Consider the following 23215-nt stretch of genomic DNA (forward strand, 5'->3'; position numbering starts at 1 on the left):
CCTTATGACCGGCAAGCCACAACACATGGCCTCCCCCGCCTCGATCTGTTAGGGTGCCCGCCGATGCACGCCACACCACACGAGGACACCGAGTGAGCGCCGAAGAACCCCTGATCGCCGACCTGTTCGAGGTCGACAAACGCCTGACCCTCAAGCCCGTCGTGGACTTCAACAGCTACCTGCACAATGCCTTCGGCGAAGGCCCGTGCAGTTGCCACCGTTGCGCCGAAGGGGGCGACGAGAGCACCTACAGCCACGCGCACACCTTCACCTTCGAAGGCCGCCAGTGGCATCGCCGCTTCGCCACCACCGCTGGCAGCGATGTGGCGCAAGTGCTGAAGAAAGCCTGGCTGTCTTACACCAAGGCCGACCTGAACCTGATCGGTGCGCTGGACCTGGCCACCCTCAAGACGTTCACCGACACCGCCCTGCACGAACGCCTGCTGGCCCTGCTGCCCGCCTGCGGCCTGGCGCGCGAAGTGGATGGCCAGTGGTTGCTGCAAGCCCAGGCCGACTGACGGCCCGGCGGTAAAGCAGGATTCTCCCGCTCTGCTAACGTGGGGGAATCCGCTCAGCCGCAGGTAGTCCGTCATGGCCCGTACAACGCCCATCGAGCTGTACCGCAATATCGGTATCGTCGCCCACGTGGACGCCGGCAAAACCACGACCACCGAACGCATCCTGTTCTACACCGGGGTCAACCACAAAATGGGCGAAGTGCACGACGGTGCCGCGACCATGGACTGGATGGCCCAGGAACAGGAACGCGGCATCACCATCACCTCGGCAGCGACCACGGCCTTCTGGCAAGGCTCGACCAAGCAGTTCCCAGACAAATACCGCTTCAACATCATCGACACCCCCGGCCACGTCGACTTCACCATCGAGGTGGAGCGCTCGTTGCGCGTGCTCGATGGCGCAGTGGTGGTGTTCAGCGGCGCCGACGGCGTCGAGCCGCAGTCCGAAACCGTGTGGCGCCAGGCCAACAAGTACCACGTGCCGCGCCTGGCCTACATCAACAAGATGGACCGCCAGGGCGCCGACTTCTTGCGCGTGGTCAAGCAGATCGACAAGCGCCTGGGGCACCACCCGGTGCCCATCCAGTTGGCCATCGGCAGCGAAGAGAACTTTATCGGCCAGATCGACCTGGTGAAGATGAAGGCCATCTACTGGAACGACGCTGACAATGGCACCAGCTACCGCGAAGAAGCGATCCCCGCCGAGCTCCAGGCGCTGGCCGACGAATGGCGCGCGCACATGATCGAAGCGGCGGCCGAGGCCAATGACGAACTGACCATGAAGTTTCTCGACGGCGAGGAGTTGAGCATCGACGAGATCAAGGCCGCCCTGCGCCAGCGCACCATTGCCAACGAGATCGTGCCGACCATCCTGGGTTCATCGTTTAAGAACAAGGGCGTACCGCTGATGCTCGACGCGGTCATCGATTACCTGCCCGCCCCTTCGGAAATCCCGGCGATCAAAGGCACCGACCCGGACGACGAAGAAAAGCACCTGGAACGCCACGCCGACGATAAAGAACCGTTCTCGGCCCTGGCCTTCAAGATCGCCACCGACCCGTTCGTCGGCACCCTGACATTTGCCCGGGTGTACTCCGGCGTGCTCAGCTCCGGCAATGCCGTGCTGAACTCGGTCAAAGGCAAGAAGGAGCGCATCGGCCGCATGGTGCAGATGCACGCCAACCAGCGCGCCGAAATCAAGGACGTGTGCGCCGGCGACATCGCCGCACTGATCGGCATGAAGGACGTGACCACCGGCGACACCCTGTGCGACATGGACAAACCGATCATCCTCGAACGCATGGACTTCCCCGACCCGGTGATCTCTGTGGCGGTGGAGCCGAAAACCAAGGCCGACCAGGAAAAAATGGGCATCGCCCTGGGCAAGCTGGCCCAGGAAGACCCGTCGTTCCGCGTGCGTACCGATGAGGAGACCGGCCAGACCATCATCTCCGGCATGGGCGAGTTGCACCTGGACATTATCGTGGACCGCATGCGCCGCGAGTTCAACGTCGAGGCCAATATCGGCAAGCCGCAAGTGGCCTACCGCGAGAAAATCCGCAACACCTGCGAGATCGAAGGCCGCTTCGTGCGCCAGTCTGGCGGTCGCGGCCAGTACGGCCACTGCTGGATCCGCTTCGCGCCAGGCGATGAAGGCAAGGAAGGCCTGGAGTTCATCAACGAAATCGTCGGCGGTGTGGTGCCGCGCGAGTACATCCCGGCGATCCAGAAAGGCATCGAGGAGCAGATGAAGAACGGCGTACTCGCCGGCTACCCGCTGATCAACCTGAAGGCGGCGGTGTTCGACGGTTCCTACCACGACGTCGACTCCAACGAGATGGCCTACAAGATCGCCGCCTCGATGGCGACCAAACAGTTGTCGCAAAAAGGTGGCGCGGTGCTGCTGGAGCCGGTGATGAAGGTCGAGGTGGTCACGCCTGAGGAGTACCAGGGCGACATCATGGGCGACCTGAGCCGGCGCCGCGGGATGATCCAGGATGGCGACGAGACGCCCGCCGGCAAGGTGATCCGCGCTGAAGTGCCGCTGGGGGAGATGTTCGGCTATGCCACCTCGATGCGCTCCATGACCCAGGGCCGCGCCAGCTACACCATGGAATTTACCCGTTACGCCGAGGCGCCGGCGAGCATTGCCGATGGGATCGTGAAGAAAAACCGCGGGGAGTGATTAACCGAGGGCTGCGCCCTCGATCGCCGGCTTGCCGGCGATAGGGCCATTTCAGACCACAAAAAATTCAGTGGTGCTCGCCAGCCCGCTTCAGCAGCTTCTTGCAGCGCTCGGAAAGGTGCACGACCCGCAACTGCTTGCCGGCCTTGGCATAGCGCTCGCGCAAGGTCTTCAGGGCCGCAATTGCCGAATAATCGACAAAGCTAAGATGCCTGCAGTCCAGCGTCACCTTGTCCGGGTCACCTGCCGCGTCGAACTGGTTGAGAAACGGCGTGACCGAGGCGAAGAACAGCGTGCCGTGCACCTGGTAATGCTTGATCCCCTCACCGTCCTGGTGGCTGTCGGCATACAGCTCACGCGCATGCTGCCAGGCAAAATTCACTGCCGCGATGACGATACCGAACAGCACCGCGGTTGCCAGGTCGGTAAATACCGTGACCACCGTTACCGCGATGATCGCCAGCACATCGCTCACCGGCACCTTGTGCAGCACCCGCAGGGAGGCCCAGGCAAACGTCTGCTGGGCGACCACGAACATCACCCCGACCAGCGCCGCCAGCGGAATGCGCTCGATCAACGGCGACAGGAACAGCACGAACAACAGGATCATCACCCCCGCCACCACACCGGAGAGGCGACCGCGCCCGTTGGAGCTGAGGTTGATCACGGTCTGGCCGATCATCGCGCAACCGCCCATGCCACCGCACAGGCCCGAGACCATGTTGGCCGCGCCCAGGGCCACGCACTCGCGGTCCGGGTAGCCACGGCTCTCGGTGATTTCGTCGGTGAGGTTGAGGGTCAGCAGGGTTTCCAGCAGCCCGACCATGGCCATCAGCAGCGCGTACGGGGCAATGATCTTCAGGGTTTCCAGGTTCCACGGCACATCCGGCAGGGCGAGCACCGGCAAGCCACCGGCGATGTGCGCCATGTCGCCAAGGGTACGGGTCGGCAGGTCGAGCAGGTACACCAGTAGGCCGACACCCAGAATCGCCACCAGCGCTGGCGGCACGGCACGGGTCAGCTTCGGCAGCACGTAGACCACCAGCATGGTCAGCGCCACCAGGCCGATCATCAGGTACAGCGGCGAACCGCTGAGCCAGTGCTCGCCCTGTTTAAAGTGCTCCAGCTGGGCCAGCGCAATAACGATCGCCAAGCCATTGACGAAGCCGAGCATCACCGGGTAAGGCACCAGCCGCACCAGTTTGCCCAGGCGCAACAGGCCGAACAGGATCATCACCACACCGCCCAGCAGCACCGTGGCCAGCAAGTATTGCGCACCGTGCTGCACCACCAGGGCGACGATCACCACCGCCATGGAGCCGGCGGCACCGGAGATCATGCCCGGCCTGCCGCCGAACAGCGCGGTCAGGGTACAGATGATGAAGGCGCCGTACAGGCCCATCAGCGGGTTGAGGTGGGCCACCAGGGCGAAGGCGATGCACTCGGGCACCAGGGCAAAAGAGGTGGTCAGGCCGGCAAGCAGGTCGGCGCGAAGGCGAGCGGGTTTCATGTGAGTCCTGTGGTGCGGTCCTGACGGACTGTACAAAAATCGAAGGGCGCGATGTTACGGAATTTGTCTGACAGCGGCCACCGCAAGCACTGCCGAACCGGATAGAAGAAAGCCTGTGATGTACACCCGGCATGATCGCGGTAAATTTGCCATCATGTTGATTCCACCTGCGGAGATCATGGACATGCCGCTACGCCCCCTTTTCGCTTCGCTGCTGCTGGCTGCGAGCCTCACCGCCCACGCTGCCACCGAAGTGCTGCCGCTGCAGTACCGCAGCAGCGCCGAACTGCTGCCCGCCGCGCAGTCCTTCATCGGCAAGGACGGCAGCGTCAGCGCTTTCGAGAACAAGCTGATCGTCAACGCCAGCCCCGAGCGCATCGACGACCTGCGCGCCCTGCTACAGCAGCTGGACACTGCCCCCAAGCGCCTGTTGATCAGTGTCGACAACAACGACAGCAATTACCAAGACAACCGCGGCAACGGCCGCATCATCCACTACGGCACCAGCAACCGTGACGGCGGGCTGCAGCAGGTGCAGGCCAGCGAAGGCCAGCCGGCGCTGATCCAGGTGGGCCAGAGCATTCCGGTCACCAGCACCAGTACCGACGGTTATGGGCGCATGCAAAGCAACACCGAATACCGCAATGTGACCCAAGGATTTTATGTCACCCCAAGCCTCACTGGCGAGACGGTTCGTCTGCAAATAAGCACCAATAATGACCGAGTCAGCCAGGAACGTGCAGATGTAGTGAAAGTGCAAAGTACCGACACGACGGTCACCGGCAGGCTCGGCGAGTGGATCACTCTGGCAGGGTTCAATCAGCAGAGCCAGGCAGACCGCAGCGCGTCAAGCCGTACATACAGCACTCAACGGGGTGAAAACATGACATTGCGTGTCAAAGTCGACCTTGTCGACTGATCCCAGGCAATTCAAGGCCTCGACCCAGGGCCTTGAAACTGACCGCCAAGTCGCACTAGACCAAAGATGTAGTAAGCAGAAAAAAGCACTACAAAACATTTGACAGGGTGTTTTTGGCAAAGGCATGATGGCCTCGCTCCCGCTAATCAGGGGCCCTGGCAAGGGCCTTCGAGGCGCACTCCGACCACCCCTGGAGGCACCTCGTGTCTATACGGCCCACAAGGCGGTTCGACGGGATTGCGACTGCAACGAAGAAGTTGTCCCGAGGGACGGAAGCGCATCACCGCAGTACTGGCAATCGCGTAGCACCGCAGCAAGGCAACCACGAGCCGACCTGCCGGAGCACACCTTCGCCTGGCCTGCACCACCTTCCCCTTCGAGCCTTCGCGTTCGCCGCCGCACTCCCCCGGACAGGACAGCCGCCAGGCCCCTGATTCGCATCCGAGCATCAGCACAATTACCCCAAGATCGATGCGACGAGGTTTATTTCCATGGCACTGACACGCGAACAGCAAATTGCAGCCCTCGAGAAAGACTGGGCCGAGAACCCGCGCTGGAAAGGCGTGACCCGTACCTACACCGCCGCCGATGTCGTTCGCCTGCGTGGCTCCCTGCAGCCAGAGCACACCCTGGCCCGCGTGGGTGCAGAAAAACTGTGGAAGCTGGTCACCGAAGGTGCCCACCCGTCCTTCCGCCCTGAAAAAGATTTCGTCAACTGCATGGGCGCCCTGACCGGCGGCCAGGCAGTGCAGCAAGTAAAAGCTGGCATCCAGGCCATCTACCTGTCGGGCTGGCAGGTTGCCGCCGACAACAACTCGGCCGAGTCCATGTACCCTGACCAGTCGCTGTACCCGGTCGACTCGGTACCGACCGTGGTCAAGCGCATCAACAACTCGTTCCGCCGCGCCGACCAGATCCAGTGGAAAGCCGGCAAGAACCCAGGCGACGAAGGCTACATCGACTACTTCGCGCCCATCGTGGCTGACGCTGAAGCCGGTTTTGGCGGCGTGCTCAACGCCTACGAGCTGATGAAGAACATGATCGAAGCGGGCGCCGCCGGCGTGCACTTCGAAGACCAGCTGGCCTCGGTGAAAAAATGCGGCCACATGGGTGGCAAGGTGCTGGTGCCGACCCAGGAAGCGGTACAGAAACTGGTTGCAGCGCGCCTGGCCGCTGACGTCTCGGGCGTGCCGACCATCATCCTGGCCCGTACCGACGCCAACGCCGCCGACCTGCTGACCAGCGACTGCGACCCGTACGACCAGCCGTTCGTGATCGGCGAGCGTACCCGTGAAGGCTTCTACAAAGTGCGTGCCGGCCTCGACCAGGCCATCGCTCGCGGCCTGGCCTACGCACCGTACGCCGACCTGATCTGGTGCGAAACCGCCAAACCGGACCTGGACGAAGCGCGCCGCTTCGCCGAAGCGATCAAGAAGGAATACCCGGACCAGCTGCTGTCGTACAACTGCTCGCCTTCCTTCAACTGGAAGAAGAACCTGGACGACGCGACCATTGCCAAGTTCCAGCGTGAGCTGTCGGCGATGGGCTACAAGCACCAGTTCATCACCCTGGCCGGCATCCACAACATGTGGCACGGCATGTTCAACCTGGCGCACGACTATGCCCGCAACGACATGACCGCCTACGTGAAGCTGCAGGAGCAGGAATTCGCTGACGCCAGCAAAGGCTACACCTTCGTGGCGCACCAGCAGGAGGTGGGCACGGGTTACTTCGATGACATGACCACCGTGATTCAAGGTGGCGCTTCGTCGGTGACCGCGCTGACCGGTTCGACCGAGGAAGAGCAGTTCCACTGATAGCGCAATGCTCGAATGAGGCCCAGGGCTTGCTAGGCCCTGGGCTTTTTTGCGGCCTTCGCCGGCCCTTCGCGGATGGATCCGCTCCTACTGATCGCGCCTGGCCTTTGTAGGAGCGGATTCATCCGCGAAGCGCCAGAACAGACAAAAAGCAGAATTCAAGATCCGGACTATGCTTGTGGCAGCCCAGTAGCAAGGACCGCCCATGCCTCGTCCAAGCCATCTGCTCGTGATCGCCGCCGCAGCCGCTGCGTTCTATCTATATGCACTGGCCAGCGAAAACGCCCTGCTCGGCCTGCTGGTAAAACCGGTTCCGGTACTGGCCCTGATCGCCTGGCTGTACAGCGCACCTGCTACCCCATACCGTCGCTGGATCACGCTGGGCCTCGGCTTCTCGGTACTTGGCGACCTGCTACTGGCAATCCCGGCAGACCTGTTCGTGTTCGGCCTGGCAGCCTTCCTCTGCGCGCACCTCGCCTACCTGCGCGCCTATTGCAGCAAGACGTTACGCCCTGCCCTGCCGGCACTGCTGGTGAGCGCGGCCATCGGCACCACCCTGCTCGCCGTACTGGCCAGCCACGGCTTGGGCCCCTTGCTGGTCCCGGTGGCTGTGTATGCCCTGGCGATCAGCGCCATGCTCTGGCGCGCGCTGGCCTGCGGCGGCCTGGCGGCCCTCGGCGCCTGCCTGTTCGTGTTCTCCGACAGCCTCATCGGCCTCGACCGTTTCGTCAGCCCGTTCGCTGCGGCGCAGTACCTGATCATCACAGCCTATTGGCTCGGCCAGTGGGCAATCGCCGCTTCAGCGCAGCACGGAGCATTCGCAAAAACATTGACCCAGAGCGGTGCAAGCGGTGTCAGAGGCTGATAGAACGAGCGCCGAATGGAATTGCAAGTGGGGGAATGGGGGCATGAACTTAACAAGGCTCAATCTCATTAAAGTAATGCAGCTCAGCCCAGATGATATTAATTATCATTACGCAACTTGTAATTCGTTACCCGTCGCAAGAAACATAATTAACAAAACCAGACGCAATGCCCGAATTTCAAGGCTTTCAGCCAGTTACGAAGGGCTTTTGTTCTAAATGCTACGAATAAATTTGCGACAGAAATTTTACTTGCACCAGGTTTACCCATAAAATCAGCGCGATTGATTCAGCTGCGACATTTGGTCACTGCACCTGCGACACCACGTCGCCGCTTTACTTATTTCAGACTGCAGAGCTGGGTCTCTGTATAAGGATTTCTAGCATGTCCGATTCGGCAGGACTCATCGCCCACAACTGGGGCTTTGCCATCTTCCTTCTGGGTGTCGTCGGCCTGTGCGCCTTCATGCTCGGCCTGTCCAGCCTGCTCGGTAGCAAGGCCTGGGGCCGCGCCAAGAACGAACCTTTCGAATCCGGCATGCTGCCCGTCGGCAGCGCCCGCCTGCGCCTGTCCGCCAAATTCTATCTGGTCGCGATGCTGTTCGTGATCTTCGATATCGAAGCCCTCTTCCTCTTTGCATGGTCTGTGTCCGTCCGCGAAAGCGGCTGGACCGGGTTCGTCGAAGCACTCGTTTTCATAGCAATTCTGTTGGCAGGTCTTGTCTACCTTTGGCGCGTCGGTGCTCTTGATTGGGCTCCCGAAGGTCGCCGCAAGCGGCAAGCGAAGCTGAAACAATGAGGCTTTGGCAATGCAATACAATCTCACCAGAATCGACCCGGATGCGCCCAACGAGCAGTACCCGGTAGGCGAGCGGGAAACCGTTACCGACCAGCTGCTGGAAGACCAGGTCCACAAGAACATCTACATGGGGAAACTCGAAGATGTGCTGCGTGGCGCCGTCAACTGGGGGCGCAAGAACTCCCTCTGGCCGTACAACTTCGGCCTGTCCTGCTGCTACGTGGAAATGACCACGGCCTTCACGGCACCCCACGACATCGCCCGCTTCGGCGCCGAAGTCATCCGGGCTTCGCCGCGTCAGGCCGACTTCATGGTCATCGCCGGTACCTGCTTCATCAAGATGGCGCCGATCATTCAGCGCCTCTACGAGCAGATGCTCGAGCCTAAATGGGTCATCTCCATGGGTTCGTGCGCCAACTCCGGCGGCATGTACGACATCTACTCGGTCGTTCAGGGGGTCGACAAGTTCCTCCCCGTGGACGTCTATGTGCCTGGCTGCCCGCCACGCCCTGAGGCTTTCCTGCAAGGCTTGATGCTGCTGCAGGAGTCGATCGGCCAAGAACGACGCCCGCTTTCCTGGGTTGTTGGTGATCAAGGTATTTACCGTGCCGAGATGCCTGCCCAGAAAGACCTGCGTCGTGAGCAGCGCATTGCAGTAACCAACCTGCGCAGCCCCGACGAAGTCTGATCCAGCGACCTGCCGCCCGCTCCCTATGGAGCCGGCGGCCTGGCTTCATTCTTAACGTTGACCCAAAGCGACCGAGACCATGACAGCGGACAACGCTATTTTCATTCCGCCCTACAAGGCTGACGACCAAGATGTGGTCGTCGAACTGCACAACCGTTTTGGCGCCGAAGCATTCGTCGCCCAGGAAACCCGCACCGGCATGCCCGTACTGTGGGTCAAGCGCGCCCAGCTCAAAGAGGTGCTCAGCTTCCTGCGCGGCGTGGCCAAGCCCTACAGCATGCTGTACGACTTGCACGGCGTCGACGAGCGCCTGCGCACCCAGCGCCGTGGCCTGCCGGCAGCCGATTTCAGCGTGTTCTACCACCTGCTGTCGGTCGAACGTAACAGCGACGTGATGATCAAGGTGTCGCTCAGCGAAGGCGACCTGAACCTGCCGACCGTGACCGGCATCTGGCCAAACGCCAACTGGTACGAGCGCGAAGTCTGGGACATGTTCGGCATCGACTTTGCCGGCCACCCGCACCTGAGCCGCATCATGATGCCGCCCACCTGGGAAGGTCACCCGCTGCGCAAGGACTACCCTGCCCGCGCCACCGAGTTCGACCCCTACAGCCTGACCCTGGCCAAGCAGCAGCTTGAAGAGGAATCGGCACGTTTCAACCCGGAAGCCTGGGGCATGAAACGTCAGGGCGCCAACGAGGACTACATGTTCCTCAACCTCGGCCCCAACCACCCATCCGCTCACGGTGCATTCCGTATCGTCCTGCAGTTGGACGGTGAAGAGATCGTCGACTGCGTCCCGGACATCGGTTACCACCACCGTGGCGCCGAGAAGATGGCCGAGCGCCAGTCCTGGCACAGCTTCATCCCTTACACCGACCGTATCGACTACCTCGGCGGGGTGATGAACAACCTGCCGTACGTCCTGGCGGTGGAAAAGCTGGCCGGTATCAAGGTGCCGCAGAAGGTCGACGTGATTCGCATCATGCTCGCCGAGTTCTTCCGCATCACCAGCCACCTGCTGTTCCTGGGTACCTACATCCAGGACGTTGGCGCGATGACCCCGGTGTTCTTCACCTTCACCGACCGCCAGCGCGCCTACACCGTGATCGAAGCGATCACCGGTTTCCGCCTGCACCCAGCCTGGTACCGCATCGGTGGCGTCGCCCACGACCTGCCACGCGGCTGGGACAAGCTGGTCAAGGACTTCGTCGAGTGGCTGCCCAAGCGCCTGGACGAATACACCAAGGCCGCCCTGCAGAACAGCATACTCAAGGGCCGTACCGTCGGCGTTGCCGCGTACAACACCAAGGAAGCGCTGGAATGGGGCACCACCGGTGCCGGCCTGCGCTCCACCGGTTGCGACTTCGACCTGCGCAAAGCACGCCCCTACTCCGGCTACGAGAACTTTGAGTTCGAAGTACCGCTGGCCCACAACGGCGATGCCTACGATCGCTGCATGGTCCGGGTCGAGGAGATGCGCCAGAGTATCCGCATCATCGACCAGTGCCTGCGCAACATGCCGGAAGGCCCGTACAAGGCGGACCACCCGCTGACCACGCCGCCGCCAAAAGAGCGCACCCTGCAGCACATCGAGACCTTGATCACGCACTTCCTGCAAGTCTCGTGGGGCCCGGTCATGCCGGCCAACGAGTCGTTCCAGATGATCGAGGCGACCAAGGGCATCAACAGTTACTACCTGACGAGCGATGGCGGCACCATGAGCTACCGCACCCGGATCCGTACCCCGAGCTACCCGCACCTGCAGCAGATCCCTTCGGTGATCAAAGGCAGCATGGTCGCCGACCTCATTGCGTACCTGGGCAGTATCGACTTCGTTATGGCTGACGTGGACCGCTAAGCATGAACAGCACGCTTATCCAAACCGACCGTTTCGCCCTGAGCGAAACCGAGCGCTCGGCCATCGAGCACGAGATGCATCACTACGAGGACCCGCGCGCGGCGTCCATCGAAGCCCTGAAGATCGTCCAGAAGGAACGTGGCTGGGTGCCGGACGGCGCCATTCATGCCATTGGCGAAGTGCTGGGCATCCCTGCCAGCGACGTCGAGGGCGTGGCCACCTTCTATAGCCAGATCTTCCGCCAGCCGGTTGGCCGCCACATCATCCGTGTGTGCGACAGCATGGTCTGCTACATCGGCGGCCACGAATCCGTGGTCAGCCAGATCCAGAGCGAACTGGGCATCGGCCTCGGCCAGACCACCGCGGACGGGCGCTTCACCCTGCTGCCGGTGTGCTGCCTGGGCAACTGTGACAAGGCCCCGGCGCTGATGATCGACGACGACACCTTTGGCGACGTGCAGCCCGCTGGCGTTACCAAACTGCTGGAGGGTTACGTATGACCATCACTTCCTTCGGCCCGGCCAACCGCATCGCGCGTTCGGCCGAAACCCACCCGCTGACCTGGCGCCTGCGTGACGACGGCGAACCAGTCTGGCTTGCCGAGTACGAATCCAAGAACGGCTACGCCGCGGCCCGCAAGGCGCTGGCGCAGATGTCGCAGGACGACATCGTTCAGGCGGTCAAGGACTCCGGCCTCAAGGGCCGTGGCGGCGCGGGCTTCCCCACGGGTGTGAAGTGGGGCCTGATGCCCAAAGACGAATCCATGAACATCCGCTACCTGCTGTGCAACGCGGACGAAATGGAGCCCAACACCTGGAAGGACCGCATGCTGATGGAGCAACAGCCCCATCTGCTGGTCGAGGGCATGCTGATCAGCGCCCGCGCCCTGAAGGCCTACCGTGGTTACATCTTCCTGCGGGGCGAGTACACCACTGCAGCGAAGAACCTCAACCGTGCCATCGACGAAGCCAAGGCCGCCGGCCTGCTGGGCAAGAACATCCTCGGTTCGGGCTTCGACTTCGAGCTGTTCGTGCACACCGGTGCCGGGCGCTACATCTGCGGTGAAGAAACCGCACTGATCAACTCGCTGGAAGGCCGCCGCGCCAACCCGCGCTCCAAGCCGCCCTTCCCTGCCGCCGTGGGCGTGTGGGGCAAGCCGACGTGCGTGAACAACGTCGAAACCCTGTGCAACGTGCCGGCCATCGTCGCCAACGGCAACGACTGGTACAAATCGCTGGCCCGCGAAGGCAGCGAGGACCACGGCACCAAGCTGATGGGCTTCTCCGGCAAGGTCAAGAACCCGGGCCTGTGGGAACTGCCGTTCGGCGTCACCGCCCGCGAGCTGTTCGAAGACTACGCCGGCGGCATGCGTGATGGCTTCAAGCTCAAGTGCTGGCAGCCAGGCGGCGCCGGTACCGGTTTCCTGCTGCCCGAGCACCTCGACGCGCAGATGTACGCCGGTGGCATCGCCAAGGTCGGCACCCGTATGGGTACTGGCCTGGCCATGGCAGTGGACGACAGCGTCAACATGGTCTCGCTGCTGCGCAACATGGAAGAGTTCTTCGCCCGCGAGTCGTGCGGCTGGTGCACCCCATGCCGTGACGGCCTGCCGTGGAGCGTGAAGATGCTGCGCTCGCTGGAGCAAGGCCAGGGCCGCGCCGAAGACATCGAGACCCTGCTGGGTCTGGTCAACTTCCTCGGCCCAGGCCGTACCTTCTGTGCTCACGCACCGGGTGCCGTCGAGCCATTGGGCAGTGCCATCAAATACTTCCGCTCCGAGTTCGAGGCCGGTGTCGCCCCAGCCAGTGCTGCCGACGCCCTGCGCCCGAACCTGGCCAAGCCAGTGCCGAGCGGGCCGATCGTGGTCGGCGCATAACCCGATGAGCTGCGGGTGGTCCGTGCCATCCGCCAGCCTGCAGGCCGGCCCGAACGATTCGTGGCGGGCCGCAGGCGTACAGATTTCCATTAGCCACGCCCGCTCACGCGGGCCAACGAAGAACTTTGAACAATGGCCACTATCCACGTAGACGGCAAAGCGCTCGAAGTCAACGGTGCAGACAACCTGTTACAGGCGTGTCTGTCGCTCGGCCTCGACATCCCTTATTTCTGCTGGCACCCGGCGCTTGGTAGCGTTGGCGCCTGCCGGCAGTGTGCGGTCAAGCAGTACACCGACGAGAACGACACCCGCGGTCGTATCGTCATGTCCTGCATGACCCCTGCCTCCGACGGCACCTGGATCTCCATCGAAGATGACGAGTCCAAGGCGTTCCGCGCCAGCGTCGTCGAATGGCTGATGACCAACCACCCGCACGACTGCCCGGTGTGCGAGGAAGGCGGTCACTGCCACCTGCAGGACATGACGGTAATGACCGGCCACAACGAGCGCCGCTACCGTTTCACCAAGCGTACCCACCAGAACCAGGACCTCGGGCCGTTCATCGCTCACGAGATGAACCGCTGCATCGCCTGCTACCGCTGCGTGCGCTACTACAAGGACTACGCAGGCGGCACCGACCTGGGTGTCTACGGCGCCCACGACAACGTGTACTTCGGCCGCGTTGAAGACGGTGTGCTGGAGAGCGAGTTCTCCGGCAACCTCACCGAGGTCTGCCCCACCGGCGTGTTCACCGACAAGACCCACTCCGAGCGCTACAACCGCAAGTGGGACATGCAGTTTGCCCCAAGCATCTGCCATGGCTGCTCCAGCGGCTGCAACATCAGCCCGGGCGAGCGCTACGGCGAGCTGCGCCGGGTCGAAAACCGCTTCAACGGTTCGGTCAACCAGTACTTCCTGTGCGACCGTGGCCGCTTCGGTTATGGCTACGTCAACCGCACCGACCGCCCACGCCAGCCGCGCCTGGCCGATGGCTCCAAGCTGAGCCTGGACGCCGCCCTGGACAAGGCCGCCGACCTGCTGCGCGGCCGCACCATCGTCGGTATCGGCTCGCCGCGCGCCAGCCTCGAAAGCAACTACGGCCTGCGTGAACTGGTCGGCGCCGACTACTTCTATTGCGGCATGGAAGCGGGCGAACTGGCCCGTGTGCGCCTGGCCCTGAACGTGCTGAACAACAGCCCGCTGCCGGTGCCGACCCTGCGCGACATCGAAGACCACGACGCCGTGTTCGTGCTCGGTGAAGACCTGACCCAGACCGCCGCCCGTGTGGCCCTGTCCGTGCGCCAGGCCACCAAAGGCAAGGCCGAAGCCATGGCCGAGGCGATGAAAGTGCAGCCTTGGCTGGACGCTGCAGTGAAGAACATCGGCCAGCACGCGCTGTACCCGCTGTTCATCGCTTCGCTGGCTGAAACCAAGCTGGACGACGTGGCCGAAGAATGCGTGCACGCCGCCCCTGCCGACCTGGCCCGCATCGGTTTCGCCGTGGCCCACGCCATCGACCCGAGCGCACCAGCAGTAGCTGGCCTGGACGACGAAGCCAAGGCCCTGGCCCAGCGCATCGCTGACGCCCTGGTCGCTGCCCAGCGCCCACTGGTCATCGCCGGCACTTCCCTGGCCGACGCGGCGCTGATTGAAGCCGCCGCCAACATCGCCAAAGCCCTGAAGCTGCGCGAGAAGAACGGCTCGCTGAGCCTGGTGGTGCCTGAGGCCAACAGCCTGGGCATGGCGATGATGGGCGGTGAGTCCGTCGATGCTGCGCTGGACGCAGTGATCAGCGGCAAGGCCGATGCCATCGTGATCGTGGAAAACGACCTGTACACCCGTGTGCCGGCCGCCAAAGTCGACGCTGCCCTGGCTGCCGCCAAGGTGGTGATCGTCGCCGACCATTCCCACACCGCCACCCTCGAGCGCGCCCACCTGGTGCTGCCAGCGGCGTCGTTCGCCGAAGGCGACGGCACCCTGGTCAGCCAGGAAGGCCGTGCCCAGCGCTTCTTCCAGGTGTTCGACCCGCAATACCTGGACAGCAGCATTCTGGTCCACGAAGGCTGGCGCTGGATGCACGCCCTGCGTGCCACCCTGCTGAACAAGCCGGTCGACTGGACCCAGCTGGACCACGTCACCAGCGCGTGCGCCGAAGCCGCCCCGCAACTGGCCGGCATCGTCAACGCCGCACCAAGCGCCGCGTTCCGCATCAAGGGCATGAAGCTTGCTCGTGAGCCGCTGCGCTACTCCGGCCGTACCGCCATGCGCGCCAACATCAGCGTGCACGAACCGCGTACCCCGCAAGACAAGGACACCGCGTTCGCCTTCTCGATGGAAGGCTACTCGGGCTCCGTCGAACCCCGCCAGCAAGTGCCGTTCGCCTGGTCGCCAGGCTGGAACTCGCCGCAAGCCTGGAACAAGTTCCAGGACGAAGTCGGTGGCCACCTGCGTGCCGGTGACCCGGGCGTGCGCCTGATCGAGTCGCAAGGCGACCGCCTGAGCTGGTTCAACGCCATCCCGGGCGCTTTCAATCCGGCCCGTGGCACCTGGACTGCAGTACCGTTCTTCCACCTGTTCGGCAGCGAAGAAAGCTCCTCGCGCGCCGCCCCGGTGCAGGAGCGCATCCAGCCAGCCTACGTGGCCCTGGCCAAGTCCGAAGCCGACCGCCTGGGCGTCAACGAAGGCGCGCTGCTGAGCCTGAACGTCGCCGGTGTGGCCTTGCGCCTGCCGCTGCGCATCAATGAAGAGCTGGGCGCTGGCCTGGTTGCGCTGCCGAAAGGCCTGGCCGGCATTCCGCCTGCCATCTTCGGTGCTTCCGTCGAAGGCCTGCAGGAGGCAGCACAATGAGCTGGTTCACCCCCGAAGTGATCGATGTGATCATCCAGGTCGTCAAGGCTATCGTGGTGCTGCTGGCCGTAGTGGTCTGCGGCGCACTGCTCAGCTTCGTCGAGCGCCGCCTGCTGGGCTGGTGGCAGGACCGCTACGGCCCTAACCGGGTCGGCCCGTTCGGCATGTTCCAGATTGCCGCCGACATGCTGAAGATGTTCTTCAAGGAAGACTGGAACCCGCCCTTCGTCGACAAGATGATCTTCACCCTGGCGCCGGTCGTGGCCATGAGCGCCCTGCTGATCGGCTTCTCGATCATCCCGATCACACCGGGCTGGGGCGTCGCCGACCTGAACATCGGCTTGCTGTTCTTCTTCGCCATGGCCGGCCTGTCGGTCTACGCGGTGCTGTTCGCTGGCTGGTCGTCGAACAACAAGTACGCCCTGCTGGGCAGCTTGCGTGCTTCGGCACAGACCGTGTCGTACGAGGTGTTCCTGGGCCTGGCGCTGATGGGCGTGGTGGTGCAGGTGGGCTCGTTCAACATGCGCGACATCGTTGAGTACCAGGCCCAGAACCTGTGGTTCATCATTCCGCAGTTCTTCGGCTTCTGCACCTTCTTCATCGCTGGCGTCGCCGTGACTCACCGTCACCCGTTCGACCAGCCGGAAGCGGAACAGGAACTGGCCGACGGCTACCACATCGAGTATGCCGGCATGAAATGGGGCATGTTCTTCGTCGGTGAGTACATCGGCATCATCCTCATCTCGGCGCTGCTGGTGACCCTGTTCTTCGGTGGCTGGCACGGCCCGTTCGGCATCCTGCCGCAAGTGCCGTTCCTGTGGTTCGCGCTGAAGACCGCGTTCTTCATCATGCTGTTCATCCTGCTGCGCGCCTCGATCCCGCGCCCACGCTATGACCAGGTGATGGACTTCAGCTGGAAGTTCTGCCTGCCGCTGACCCTGATCAATTTGCTGGTGACCGCTGCGATCGTGCTTTACAACACGCCAGCCGTCGCGGCCCAGTGAGGATTTGACCCATGTTCAAGTATATCGGCGACATCGTTAAGGGCACCGGCACACAGCTGCGCAGCCTGGCCATGGTGTTCTCCCACGGGTTCCGCAAGCGCGACACCCTGCAGTACCCCGAAGAAGCTGTGTACCTGCCGCCGCGCTACCGCGGCCGCATCGTCCTCACTCGCGACCCCGACGGCGAAGAGCGCTGCGTGGCGTGCAACCTCTGCGCGGTGGCCTGCCCGGTGGGCTGCATCTCGCTGCAGAAGGCCGAGACCGAGGATGGTCGTTGGTACCCGGAGTTCTTCCGCATCAACTTCTCGCGCTGCATCTTCTGCGGCCTGTGCGAGGAAGCGTGCCCGACCACCGCGATCCAGCTGACTCCGGATTTCGAAATGGCCGAGTTCAAGCGTCAGGACCTGGTGTACGAGAAAGAAGATCTGCTGATCTCCGGCCCCGGCAAGAACCCTGACTACAACTTCTACCGTGTTGCGGGGATGGCCATCGCTGGCAAGCCGAAAGGCTCTGCACAGAACGAAGCCGAGCCGATCAACGTGAAGAGCTTGCTCCCATAAGGACAGAAAGATGGAATTCGCTTTCTACTTCGCATCCGGGATCGCCGTGGTTTCCACCCTTCGGGTGGTGACCGGCACCAACCCCGTGCACGCCCTGCTTTACCTGATCATTTCGCTGATTTCCGTGGCCATGATCTTCTTCGCCCTGGGTGCGCCGTTCGCCGGCGCGCTGGAAGTGATCGCCTACGCCGGCGCCATCATGGTGCTGTTCGTCTTCGTGGTGATGATGCTCAACCTCGGGCCGGCCTCGGTCGCCCAGGAACGCGGTTGGCTCAAGCCCGGCATCTGGGCAGGGCCGGTAATCCTCGGCACCCTGCTGCTGCTGGAACTGCTGTACGTGCTGTTCGTCGCCCCAAGCGGCGCTGGCATCAGCGGTACCACCGTGGGCCCGAAAGAAGTGGGCATCAGCCTGTTCGGGCCGTACCTGCTGGTGGTCGAACTGGCCTCGATGCTGCTGCTGGCTGCAGCCGTCACCGCCTTCCACCTGGGCCGCGTTGAGGCGAAGGAGTAAATCATGGGTGCTATCCCTCTCGAGCATGGTCTGGCGGTCGCCGGCATCCTGTTCTGCTTAGGTCTGGTTGGCCTGATGGTCCGCCGCAACATCCTCTTCGTGCTCATGAGCCTGGAAGTCATGATGAACGCCTCTGCCCTGGCGTTCGTCGTCGCCGGTGCCCGTTGGGTCCAGCCCGACGGCCAGGTGATGTTCATTCTGGTGATCAGCCTGGCAGCCGCGGAGGCCAGCATTGGCCTGGCGATCCTGCTGCAGCTGTATCGCCGCTTCCACACTCTCGACATCGATGCTGCCAGTGAGATGCGCGGATGAACCTTATCTTCCTGACTTTCGTCTTCCCCCTGATCGGCTTCTTGCTGCTGTCGTTCTCGCGCGGGCGGTTCTCGGAGAACCTGTCCGCCCTGATCGGCGTCGGCTCGGTCGGCCTCTCGGCCGCAACAGCCGCCTACGTGATCTGGCAATTCAACGTCGCCCCGCCTGAAGGCGGCGCGTACAGCCAGCTGCTGTGGCAGTGGATGTCGGTAGACGGCTTTGCGCCGAACTTCACCCTGTACGTGGACGGCCTGTCGGTCACCATGCTGGGCGTGGTCACCGGTGTTGGCTTCCTGATCCACCTGTTCGCGTCCTGGTACATGCGTGGCGAAGCCGGTTACTCGCGCTTCTTCTCGTACACCAACCTGTTCATCGCCAGCATGCTGTTCCTGGTGCTGGGCGATAACCTGCTGTTCATCTACTTCGGCTGGGAAGGCGTGGGCCTGTGCTCGTACCTGTTGATCGGTTTCTACTACAGCAACCGCAACAACGGTAACGCAGCACTCAAGGCCTTCATCGTCACCCGTATCGGCGACGTGTTCATGGCCATCGGCCTGTTCATCCTGTTCGCCCAGCTGGGTACCCTGAACGTGCAGGAACTGCTGGTGCTGGCACCGCAGAAATTCCAGGCGGGTGACACCTGGATGGTCCTGGCGACCCTGATGCTGCTGGGTGGCGCGGTCGGTAAATCGGCCCAGCTGCCGCTGCAGACCTGGCTGGCTGACGCGATGGCAGGCCCGACCCCGGTTTCGGCACTGATCCACGCCGCAACCATGGTGACCGCGGGCGTCTACCTGATCGCCCGTACCAACGGCCTGTTCCTGCTGGCGCCGGACATCCTGCACCTGGTGGGCGTGGTCGGCGGTGTGACCCTGGTACTGGCCGGCTTCGCCGCGCTGGTACAGACCGACATCAAGCGTATCCTCGCCTACTCGACCATGAGCCAGATCGGCTACATGTTCCTGGCCCTGGGCGTTGGTGCCTGGGACGCGGCGATCTTCCACCTGATGACCCACGCCTTCTTCAAGGCCCTGCTGTTCCTTGCTTCCGGTGCGGTGATCGTTGCCTGCCACCACGAGCAGAACATCTTCAAGATGGGCGGCCTGTGGAAGAAACTGCCGTTGGCCTACGCCAGCTTCGTGGTCGGTGGTGCCGCCTTGGCAGCCCTGCCAATCGTCACCGTGGGCTTCTATTCCAAGGACGAGATCCTCTGGGAAGCCTTCGCCAGCGGCAACACCGGCCTGCTGTACGCCGGCCTGGTCGGTGCGTTCATGACCTCGCTGTACACCTTCCGCCTGATCTTCATCGCCTTCCACGGCGAAGCCAAGACCGAAGCCCACGCCGGCCACGGCATCAGCCACTGGCTGCCACTGGGCGTGCTGATCGTGCTGTCGACCTTCGTCGGCGCCTGGATCACCCCGCCGCTGGCAGGTGTGCTGCCGGAAAGCGCCGGCCACGCTGGCGGTGACGCCAAGCACTCGCTGGAGATCGCCTCGGGCGCCATCGCCATCGCCGGTATCCTGCTGTCGGCCCTGCTGTTCCTGGGCAAGCGCCGCTTCGTCAGCGCGGTGGCCAACAGCGGCATCGGCCGCGTCCTGTCGGCCTGGTGGTTCGCCGCCTGGGGCTTCGACTGGATCTACGACAAGCTCTTCGTCAAACCTTACCTGCTGATCAGCCATATCCTGCGCAAGGACCCGGTTGACCGCAGCATCGGCCTGATCCCTCGGATGGCACGTGGTGGCCACGTCGCCATGAGCAAGACCGAGACCGGCCAACTGCGCTGGTACACCGCTTCGATCGCCGTCGGCGCCGTGCTGGTACTCGGTGCTGTGGTAGTGGCTGCGGTATGACTATGAATCTTGCGACTTTGCCAAAGGAAACCAACCCGTCATGATTTTGCCTTGGCTGATCCTGATCCCCTTCATCGGCGGCTTCCTGTGCTGGCTGGGTGAGCGCTTCGGCGCCACCCTGCCACGCTGGATCGCGCTGCTGACCATGTCCCTGCTGCTTGGCATCGGCCTGTACCTTTGGGGTACCGGCGACTACACCCTGGCCCCTGCACCGGGCGCCGAACCTGCCTGGGCACTCGAATACAAAGTCGAGTGGATCAAGCGCTTCGGCATCAGCATCCACCTGGCCCTCGACGGCCTGTCGCTGCTGATGATCCTGCTCACCGGCCTGCTCGGTGTGCTGTCGGTACTGTGCTCCTGGAAAGAGATCCAGCGCCACGTCGGCTTCTTCCACCTGAACCTGATGTGGATCCTGGGCGGCGTGGTCGGTGTGTTCCTGGCGCTGGACCTGTTCCTGTTCTTCTTCTTCTGGGAAATGATGCTGGTGCCGATGTATTTCCTCATCGCGCTCTGGGGTCACAGCTCCGCAGACGGCAAGAAGACCCGGATCTACGCGGCGACCAAGTTCTTCATCTTCACCCAGGCCAGCGGCCTGATCATGCTGGTGGCGATCCTGGGCCTGGTGCTGGTCAACTACAACACCACCGGCGTGCTCACCTTCAACTACAGCGACTTGCTCAAGGCCGAACTGCCGGCTGGCGTCGAGTACGTGCTGATGCTGGGCTTCTTCATCGCCTTCGCGGTCAAGCTGCCGGTGGTGCCGTTCCACTCCTGGCTGCCGGATGCGCACGCCCAGGCACCGACTGCAGGTTCCGTGGACCTGGCGGGTATCTTGCTGAAGACTGCGGCCTACGGCCTGCTGCGCTTCGCCCTGCCGCTGTTCCCGAACGCCTCGGCCGAGTTTGCGCCGATCGCCATGACCCTGGGCCTGATCGGTATCTTCTACGGGGCCTTCCTGGCCTTCGCGCAGTCCGACATCAAGCGCCTGATCGCCTTCTCCAGCGTCTCGCACATGGGCTTCGTGCTGATCGGTATCTACTCCGGCAGCCAGCAAGCCCTGCAAGGCGCGGTGATCCAGATGCTGGCCCACGGCCTGTCGGCCGCCGCGCTGTTCATCCTGTCCGGCCAGCTGTACGAGCGCCTGCACACCCGTGACATGCGCCAGATGGGTGGCCTGTGGCACCGCATCGCCTACCTGCCTGCGATCAGCCTGTTCTTCGCCGCCGCCTCCCTGGGCCTGCCCGGCACCGGCAACTTCGTCGGCGAGTTCCTGATCCTGATCGGCAGCTTCGCCAGCGTGCCGTGGATCACCGTGATCGCCACCACTGGCCTGGTGTTCGGTTCGGTCTACTCGCTGATCATGATCCACCGCGCCTACTTCGGCCCAAGCAAAAGCGATACCGTGCTGGCCGGCATGGACGGCCGCGAGCTGATCATGGTGCTGGGCCTGGCGGTGCTGCTGATCGTTCTGGGCGTGTATCCGCAGCCGTTCCTCGACACTTCTGCCGCCACCATGAGTGGTGTGCAGCAGTGGCTCGGTTCCGCTTTCACTCAACTCGCTTCGGCCCGGTAAGAGCGCTATGGAATTCACCACTCAACACTTCATCGCATTGGCGCCGATGCTGATCACCACCATCACCACGGTGGTGGTGATGCTGGCGATCGCCTGGAAGCGCAACCACTCGCAGACTTTCCTGCTGTCCACCGTGGGCCTGAACCTGGCCCTGCTGTCGATCCTGCCGGTGCTGAAGGTTGCACCGCTGGCGGTTACCCCGTTGATCACCATCGACAAGTTCGCCTGCCTGTACATGGCGATCATCCTGGTGGCCACGCTGGCTTGCGTCACCCTCGCCCACGCCTACCTCGGCGAAGGCTCCAAGGGCTTCCCGGGCAACCGTGAAGAACTCTACCTGCTGCTGCTGATGTCGGCACTGGGTGGCCTGGTGCTGGTCAGCGCCAACCACCTGGCCGGCCTGTTCATCGGCCTGGAGCTGCTGTCGGTGCCGGTCTACGGCCTGGTGGCGTACGCGTTCTTCAACAAGCGTTCGCTGGAAGCGGGCATCAAGTACATGGTGCTGTCGGCCGCAGGTTCTGCCTTCCTGCTGTTCGGCATGGCACTGCTGTACGCCGATGCAGGCAGCCTGAGCTTCGACCAGATCGGCAAAGTGCTGGCCACTACCAGCATGCCAAGCTTGGTCGCGCAACTGGGCCTGGGCATGATGCTGGTCGGCCTGGCCTTCAAGCTGTCGCTGGTCCCCTTCCACCTGTGGACCCCGGACGTGTATGAAGGCGCCCCGGCACCGGTCGCCGCGTTCCTGGCCACGGCCAGCAAGGTGGCGGTATTCGCCGTGGTCGTGCGCCTGTTCATGCTCTCCCCTGCTGCCAGCAGCGGCGTGCTGAGCACCGTACTGGCGGTGATCGCGGTCGCCTCGATCCTGATCGGCAACCTGTTGGCGCTGACCCAGAGCAACCTCAAGCGTCTGCTCGGTTACTCGTCCATCGCCCACTTCGGTTACCTGGTCATCGCCCTGGTCGCCAGCAAGGGCCTGGCCATGGAAGCCATGGGCGTGTACCTGGTCACCTACGTGATCACCAGCCTCGGCGCCTTCGGTGTCATCACGCTGATGTCCTCGCCTTACGGCGGCCGCGACGCCGACGCGCTGTACGAGTACCGCGGCCTGTTCTGGCGCCGCCCGTACCTGACCGCTGTGCTGACCGTGATGATGCTGTCGCTGGCCGGTATCCCGCTGACCGCAGGCTTCATCGGCAAGTTCTACATCATCGCCACGGGCGTCGAATCGCACCTGTGGTGGCTGGTCGGTGCACTGGTGATCGGTAGCGCCATCGGCGTTTACTACTACCTGCGCGTCATGGTTACCCTGTACCTGGTCGAGCCGAACCTGCGTCGCCACGATGCCCCGCTGAAGTGGGAACAGCGCACCGGCGGCGTCATGCTGCTGGCCATCGCCATCCTCGCCTTCGTCCTGGGTGTGTACCCGCAGCCGTTGCTGGAGATGGTCCAGCAAGCTGGCCTGCAACTGATCGGCTGACCTGCAGCGATCCTGAAAACCCCGCCTCGGCGGGGTTTTTCTTTT

At 63.1% G+C, this 23215-nt stretch carries 19 protein-coding genes; 18 read left to right on the plus strand and 1 reads right to left on the minus strand.

Annotated elements, in window-relative coordinates:
* Positions 1-92: 92 nt before the first annotated feature.
* Positions 93-518, plus strand: a complete 426-nt coding sequence (locus ACIPIJ_RS27070; RefSeq protein ID WP_401082841.1) for a hypothetical protein — start codon at positions 93-95, stop codon at positions 516-518.
* Between the two features lie 73 nt (positions 519-591).
* The gene (gene fusA, locus ACIPIJ_RS27075; protein ID WP_401082844.1) at positions 592-2703 is read left to right on the plus strand and encodes an elongation factor G; all 2112 of its coding nucleotides are present in this window, start codon (positions 592-594) and stop codon (positions 2701-2703) included.
* A 67-nt stretch (positions 2704-2770) separates the two neighbouring features.
* Here fusA and ACIPIJ_RS27080 read toward each other — a convergent pair whose 3' ends face one another.
* Positions 2771-4213: a SulP family inorganic anion transporter gene (locus ACIPIJ_RS27080; RefSeq protein ID WP_401082847.1), complete on the minus strand. Its 1443-nt coding sequence runs from the start codon at positions 4211-4213 to the stop codon at positions 2771-2773.
* A 184-nt stretch (positions 4214-4397) separates the two neighbouring features.
* Here ACIPIJ_RS27080 and ACIPIJ_RS27085 point away from each other — a divergent pair, with 184 nt between their 5' ends.
* The 16 genes from ACIPIJ_RS27085 (at position 4398) to nuoN (ending at position 23170) form a co-directional block, all read left to right on the plus strand.
* Positions 4398-5132 carry a secretin N-terminal domain-containing protein gene (locus ACIPIJ_RS27085; RefSeq protein ID WP_401082850.1) on the plus strand — a complete coding sequence of 245 codons (735 nt, stop codon included), beginning with the start codon at positions 4398-4400 and terminating at the stop codon, positions 5130-5132.
* Positions 5133-5623: 491 nt separating this feature from the next.
* Positions 5624-6949, plus strand: a complete 1326-nt coding sequence (gene aceA, locus ACIPIJ_RS27090; protein WP_401082853.1) for an isocitrate lyase — start codon at positions 5624-5626, stop codon at positions 6947-6949.
* A gap of 205 nt (positions 6950-7154) precedes the next feature.
* On the plus strand, positions 7155-7814 hold the full coding sequence (locus ACIPIJ_RS27095) for a lysoplasmalogenase (protein WP_401082855.1): 660 nt from the start codon (positions 7155-7157) through the stop codon (positions 7812-7814).
* Positions 7815-8197: 383 nt separating this feature from the next.
* Complete coding sequence (locus ACIPIJ_RS27100; RefSeq protein WP_003251427.1) at positions 8198-8611, plus strand: NADH-quinone oxidoreductase subunit A; 414 nt, start codon at positions 8198-8200, stop codon at positions 8609-8611.
* Positions 8612-8621: 10 nt separating this feature from the next.
* Positions 8622-9299 carry an NADH-quinone oxidoreductase subunit B family protein gene (locus tag ACIPIJ_RS27105; protein ID WP_012313769.1) on the plus strand — a complete coding sequence of 226 codons (678 nt, stop codon included), beginning with the start codon at positions 8622-8624 and terminating at the stop codon, positions 9297-9299.
* Between the two features lie 79 nt (positions 9300-9378).
* Complete coding sequence (gene nuoC, locus ACIPIJ_RS27110; RefSeq protein ID WP_028626069.1) at positions 9379-11160, plus strand: NADH-quinone oxidoreductase subunit C/D; 1782 nt, start codon at positions 9379-9381, stop codon at positions 11158-11160.
* Between the two features lie 2 nt (positions 11161-11162).
* Positions 11163-11660 carry an NADH-quinone oxidoreductase subunit NuoE gene (gene nuoE / locus ACIPIJ_RS27115; RefSeq protein ID WP_012273294.1) on the plus strand — a complete coding sequence of 166 codons (498 nt, stop codon included), beginning with the start codon at positions 11163-11165 and terminating at the stop codon, positions 11658-11660.
* On the plus strand, positions 11657-13036 hold the full coding sequence (nuoF, locus tag ACIPIJ_RS27120; RefSeq protein ID WP_401082858.1) for an NADH-quinone oxidoreductase subunit NuoF: 1380 nt from the start codon (positions 11657-11659) through the stop codon (positions 13034-13036). Before nuoE ends, nuoF begins: the two co-directional genes overlap by 4 nt.
* Positions 13037-13168: 132 nt before the next feature.
* Positions 13169-15883 carry an NADH-quinone oxidoreductase subunit NuoG gene (gene nuoG / locus ACIPIJ_RS27125; RefSeq protein ID WP_401082860.1) on the plus strand — a complete coding sequence of 905 codons (2715 nt, stop codon included), beginning with the start codon at positions 13169-13171 and terminating at the stop codon, positions 15881-15883.
* The gene (gene nuoH / locus ACIPIJ_RS27130) at positions 15880-16887 is read left to right on the plus strand and encodes an NADH-quinone oxidoreductase subunit NuoH (RefSeq protein WP_012273297.1); all 1008 of its coding nucleotides are present in this window, start codon (positions 15880-15882) and stop codon (positions 16885-16887) included. The genes nuoG and nuoH overlap by 4 nt, the downstream gene beginning before the upstream one ends.
* Before the next feature lie 11 nt (positions 16888-16898).
* Positions 16899-17447: an NADH-quinone oxidoreductase subunit NuoI gene (nuoI, locus tag ACIPIJ_RS27135; RefSeq protein ID WP_027592814.1), complete on the plus strand. Its 549-nt coding sequence runs from the start codon at positions 16899-16901 to the stop codon at positions 17445-17447.
* Between the two features lie 10 nt (positions 17448-17457).
* Positions 17458-17958: an NADH-quinone oxidoreductase subunit J gene (gene nuoJ / locus ACIPIJ_RS27140; RefSeq protein WP_401082863.1), complete on the plus strand. Its 501-nt coding sequence runs from the start codon at positions 17458-17460 to the stop codon at positions 17956-17958.
* A gap of 3 nt (positions 17959-17961) precedes the next feature.
* Complete coding sequence (nuoK, locus tag ACIPIJ_RS27145; protein ID WP_003251446.1) at positions 17962-18270, plus strand: NADH-quinone oxidoreductase subunit NuoK; 309 nt, start codon at positions 17962-17964, stop codon at positions 18268-18270.
* The gene (gene nuoL / locus ACIPIJ_RS27150; protein WP_401082866.1) at positions 18267-20120 is read left to right on the plus strand and encodes an NADH-quinone oxidoreductase subunit L; all 1854 of its coding nucleotides are present in this window, start codon (positions 18267-18269) and stop codon (positions 20118-20120) included. Before nuoK ends, nuoL begins: the two co-directional genes overlap by 4 nt.
* Before the next feature lie 40 nt (positions 20121-20160).
* Positions 20161-21693, plus strand: coding sequence for an NADH-quinone oxidoreductase subunit M (nuoM, locus tag ACIPIJ_RS27155; RefSeq protein WP_264312380.1), 1533 nt, complete (start codon positions 20161-20163; stop codon positions 21691-21693).
* Between the two features lie 7 nt (positions 21694-21700).
* A complete protein-coding gene (nuoN, locus tag ACIPIJ_RS27160) occupies positions 21701-23170 on the plus strand; it encodes an NADH-quinone oxidoreductase subunit NuoN (RefSeq protein WP_401082869.1) in 1470 nt (489 codons plus the stop codon).
* The last annotated feature ends 45 nt before the right edge of the window (positions 23171-23215 follow it).

It is taken from the genome of Pseudomonas sp. NPDC087185 (assembly GCF_044744955.1).
Classification (GTDB): Bacteria; Pseudomonadota; Gammaproteobacteria; order Pseudomonadales; family Pseudomonadaceae; genus Aquipseudomonas.

What these genes read in the sequence shown, in the direction of transcription:
- ACIPIJ_RS27095 (WP_401082855.1), top strand. Translation starts at nt 7,155, where the DNA reads ATGCCTCGTCCAAGCCATCTGCTCGTGATCGCCGCCGCAGCCGCTGCG.
- nuoM (WP_264312380.1), top strand. Translation starts at nt 20,161, where the DNA reads ATGATTTTGCCTTGGCTGATCCTGATCCCCTTCATCGGCGGCTTCCTG.
- ACIPIJ_RS27080 (WP_401082847.1), bottom strand. Translation starts at nt 4,213, where the DNA reads ATGAAACCCGCTCGCCTTCGCGCCGACCTGCTTGCCGGCCTGACCACC.
- nuoK (WP_003251446.1), top strand. Translation starts at nt 17,962, where the DNA reads ATGGGTGCTATCCCTCTCGAGCATGGTCTGGCGGTCGCCGGCATCCTG.
- nuoL (WP_401082866.1), top strand. Translation starts at nt 18,267, where the DNA reads ATGAACCTTATCTTCCTGACTTTCGTCTTCCCCCTGATCGGCTTCTTG.
- nuoF (WP_401082858.1), top strand. Translation starts at nt 11,657, where the DNA reads ATGACCATCACTTCCTTCGGCCCGGCCAACCGCATCGCGCGTTCGGCC.
- nuoE (WP_012273294.1), top strand. Translation starts at nt 11,163, where the DNA reads ATGAACAGCACGCTTATCCAAACCGACCGTTTCGCCCTGAGCGAAACC.
- aceA (WP_401082853.1), top strand. Translation starts at nt 5,624, where the DNA reads ATGGCACTGACACGCGAACAGCAAATTGCAGCCCTCGAGAAAGACTGG.
- nuoC (WP_028626069.1), top strand. Translation starts at nt 9,379, where the DNA reads ATGACAGCGGACAACGCTATTTTCATTCCGCCCTACAAGGCTGACGAC.
- nuoH (WP_012273297.1), top strand. Translation starts at nt 15,880, where the DNA reads ATGAGCTGGTTCACCCCCGAAGTGATCGATGTGATCATCCAGGTCGTC.
- fusA (WP_401082844.1), top strand. Translation starts at nt 592, where the DNA reads ATGGCCCGTACAACGCCCATCGAGCTGTACCGCAATATCGGTATCGTC.
- ACIPIJ_RS27105 (WP_012313769.1), top strand. Translation starts at nt 8,622, where the DNA reads ATGCAATACAATCTCACCAGAATCGACCCGGATGCGCCCAACGAGCAG.
- ACIPIJ_RS27085 (WP_401082850.1), top strand. Translation starts at nt 4,398, where the DNA reads ATGCCGCTACGCCCCCTTTTCGCTTCGCTGCTGCTGGCTGCGAGCCTC.
- nuoI (WP_027592814.1), top strand. Translation starts at nt 16,899, where the DNA reads ATGTTCAAGTATATCGGCGACATCGTTAAGGGCACCGGCACACAGCTG.
- nuoJ (WP_401082863.1), top strand. Translation starts at nt 17,458, where the DNA reads ATGGAATTCGCTTTCTACTTCGCATCCGGGATCGCCGTGGTTTCCACC.
- nuoN (WP_401082869.1), top strand. Translation starts at nt 21,701, where the DNA reads ATGGAATTCACCACTCAACACTTCATCGCATTGGCGCCGATGCTGATC.
- nuoG (WP_401082860.1), top strand. Translation starts at nt 13,169, where the DNA reads ATGGCCACTATCCACGTAGACGGCAAAGCGCTCGAAGTCAACGGTGCA.
- ACIPIJ_RS27100 (WP_003251427.1), top strand. Translation starts at nt 8,198, where the DNA reads ATGTCCGATTCGGCAGGACTCATCGCCCACAACTGGGGCTTTGCCATC.